This is a genomic window from Salipiger sp. HF18, from assembly GCF_011806505.1.
GTDB lineage: Bacteria > Pseudomonadota > Alphaproteobacteria > Rhodobacterales > Rhodobacteraceae > Salipiger > Salipiger thiooxidans.
In genome coordinates, this window is the sequence record NZ_JAATOS010000515.1 from 1 (window position 1) to 2,740 (window position 2,740).

Below are 2,740 nucleotides of genomic sequence, written 5' to 3' on the forward strand. Positions count from 1 at the left end.
CGCGCGGCGGTGTAGAGTTCCATGAGCTTGTCGTAATCGGTCACCACGTCGTACTCGACCGAGTTGGCCATCTCCTCCTCGAGGCTGTCCCACTGGATCGCGTCCAGCTCGTCCTCGTCCCAGAGCGCGAAGACCTCCGGATCGCCCATCTGCGCCACCGGGTTGTAGGTGCCTTCGGCGAAGCCCACGGCCTTGCAGATCTCGGGCTTCTGCACGAACTCGAGGAAATCCTCGGCCAGCGGCGAGCCCTGCGGATTGTTCACCACCGAGGTAAGCTCGATCCAGACCACGCCGCCCTTGCCGTTGATCGGCCCGGACCTGGGGGTAATCGCCCTCACGTTGGTCAGCCCGTCCAGCCGCGCCGGCGAGGCGGTGTAGGTGCCGCCGGTGAAATAGGCGTCGATCTCGCCGTTGATGAGCGCGGTGTTCATCGCCACAAGATCGTCGGTCAGCAGCTTGGCGCCGGCGAAGATGGTCCTCGCCACCTCGTCGAACCTGGCGAACCCGGCCTCGTCCAGCGGCTCGAACGGGTTCAGGTCGCCGGTGATGCACATGTGCATGAGGTTCCAGTTGTCATAGGTCAGCACGCCGTAGCGCCCCGCCATCGCCGGATCGAGGAAGATCTTCCAGCCCTCGTCCTCGGCCAGCTCGCGGCTGATGACATCCGTGTTCACCACGAAGGAGAACGGCCCGTAGCGCTGCGGCATCCCGATCAGCTCGTCCGCAGGCGAGAAGGCCAGCGGATAGGTGGGGTTGGAGAACTCCGGCGCCATCTTCTCGAAATAGGGCAGGAAGCGCTCTTTGTTGAGCGGCTTGATGAGCCCCTCGGGCATCAGCTGCCCGCGCGCCCAGGGCTGGTTGAGGTTGATGAGATCCCAGACGTTGACCTCGCCCGCGCGCAGCTTGTTGATCATGTCCGGATCCGAGGTGCCGCTCTCGGCGCGCACCGTGGCGCCGGGATGCAGGTCGCGGAACGGGCCCAGCACGTCATCGGTGTTGTAGCCTTCCCAGCACAGGATGTTCAGCTCGTTCTCGCGGGCGGCACGGGCGGCGCGGGGCAGCAGCGACGACGCCCCCGCGGCCCCGAGACCGGCGGTAAAGGCACGACGGGACAGGTTCATGGCAAATTCCTCTCTGTTGGCGCGGTCCGGTCATCTGCCGGCCCGTCGTTTCCGCTTGGCGGTATTCTGGAGAAATGCCGAAATTCTGGCATCTGACTAGGATGATTCCGGCGAGAACCTCCACAGGCAAGCAAAAATGTTGCAAGCCACAGATTCTCCTCCTAGCAAATGAGGGGATTGCAAAGAAAAAGGGCACGGCATGGCAGGACTGTATGAGGACGGCTTCGTGGAGCGCTTGCGACAGGGGGTCGTATCGCTTGCGGACCAGTGGGACCTGAGCCCGGCGACCGAGGTCACGCTTCTCACCCTCTCCGAGAACGCCACCTTCATCGCCCGCGACCCGGAGCGCGACTCGCCGCTGATCCTGCGCGTGCACCGTCCCGCCTACCACACCAGGACCGAGATCGAATCCGAGCTCGCCTGGATCAACGCCCTGCGCGACGGCGGCGCGGTCGAGACGCCCGAGCCGCTGCTGGCGCGAAACGGCACCCACATCGCCTCGTTCGAGGATGGCGACGAGACCCGCCACGTGGTTGCCTTCACCTACATGTCCGGGCGCGAGCCCGAGGCCAGCGAGGGGTTGGCGCAGGGGTTCGAAATACTCGGCGCGATCTCGGCCCGGCTGCACCGGCAGGTGCGCGACTGGACCCCGCCCGAGGGCTTCACCCGCAAGACCTGGAACTTCGAGACCTCCTTCGGCCCGGCCCCGCTCTGGGGCGACTGGCGCGCGGCGCTCGGCATGACGCCGGCGCAGAAGGAGGTGCTCGACCGGCTCTGCGACGTGCTCGAAGCCAGGCTCGCCGCCTATGGCGCGGGTCCCGACCGCTTCGGCCTCGTGCACGCGGATCTGCGACTCGCGAACCTTTTGCAGGACGGCGACCGGCTCGGGGTGATCGACTTCGACGACTGCGGCTTCTCGTGGTTCATCTACGATTTCGCCGCCGCCGTGTCCTTCCTCGAGACCGAACCCTACATCCCCGCCCTGCAGGAGGCCTGGGTCCGGGGCTACCGCAGCGTGGCGCAGCTCTCGGACGAGCATGTGGCGATGATCCCCACCTTCATCCTGTTCCGCCGGTTGCTGCTCACCGCCTGGATCGCCTCGCATTCCGAGACCGAGACCGCGGCGGCGGCCGGGCTCGCCGCCTATACCGACGGCACGGTGGCGCTGGCCGAGGCCTATCTCGCGGAGCAGGGCGCATGAGCAAGGTCCGCCAGATCCTCGACATGAACGCCTTCGACGCCACGCAGGGCGGCACCGGCGCCGTCGCGCGGCGGCTCGCCAACCTCGGAGCGGCGTCGGTGCTGTTCTACCGCGAGCCCATCGAGATGGTCTCGGCCAAGGGGGCCTGGATGGTTGCCCGCGACGGCACGCGCTACCTCGACTTCTACAACAACGTGCCCTCGGTCGGGCATTCCCACCCGGCGGTGGTCGAGGCGGTGTCGCGCCAGATCGCGGTGCTCAACACCAACACCCGCTACATCGTCGAGGTGGTCGACGCCTACCTCGAGGCGCTCAAGGACAAGCTCCCCGCCGCACTCTCCAACGTGGTGATGACCTGCTCGGGGAGCGAGGCCAACGACCTCGCGCTGCGGGTGGCGCGGGCGGCGAGCGGCGCGCA

The 2,740-nt window shown here is 67.0% G+C and carries 3 protein-coding genes; 2 read left to right on the forward strand and 1 reads right to left on the reverse strand.

Annotated elements, in window-relative coordinates; genetic code table 11:
• The coding region (locus HC022_RS23370) for a PotD/PotF family extracellular solute-binding protein (protein WP_167454001.1) at nt 1-1,121 on the reverse strand (1,121 nt) is incomplete at its 3' end.
• A gap of 199 nt (nt 1,122-1,320) precedes the next feature.
• Between HC022_RS23370 and HC022_RS23375 the strand changes: the two genes are divergently transcribed.
• Nucleotides 1,321-2,322, forward strand: a complete 1,002-nt coding sequence (locus tag HC022_RS23375) for a phosphotransferase enzyme family protein (RefSeq protein ID WP_167454002.1) — start codon at nt 1,321-1,323, stop codon at nt 2,320-2,322.
• The coding region (locus tag HC022_RS23380; protein ID WP_167454003.1) for an aminotransferase class III-fold pyridoxal phosphate-dependent enzyme at nt 2,319-2,740 on the forward strand (422 nt) is incomplete at its 3' end. The genes HC022_RS23375 and HC022_RS23380, both read left to right, overlap by 4 nt.

Coding starts and splice junctions, on each gene's coding strand:
- HC022_RS23375 (WP_167454002.1), top strand. CDS start 1,321: ATGGCAGGACTGTATGAGGACGGCTTCGTGGAGCGCTTGCGACAGGGG.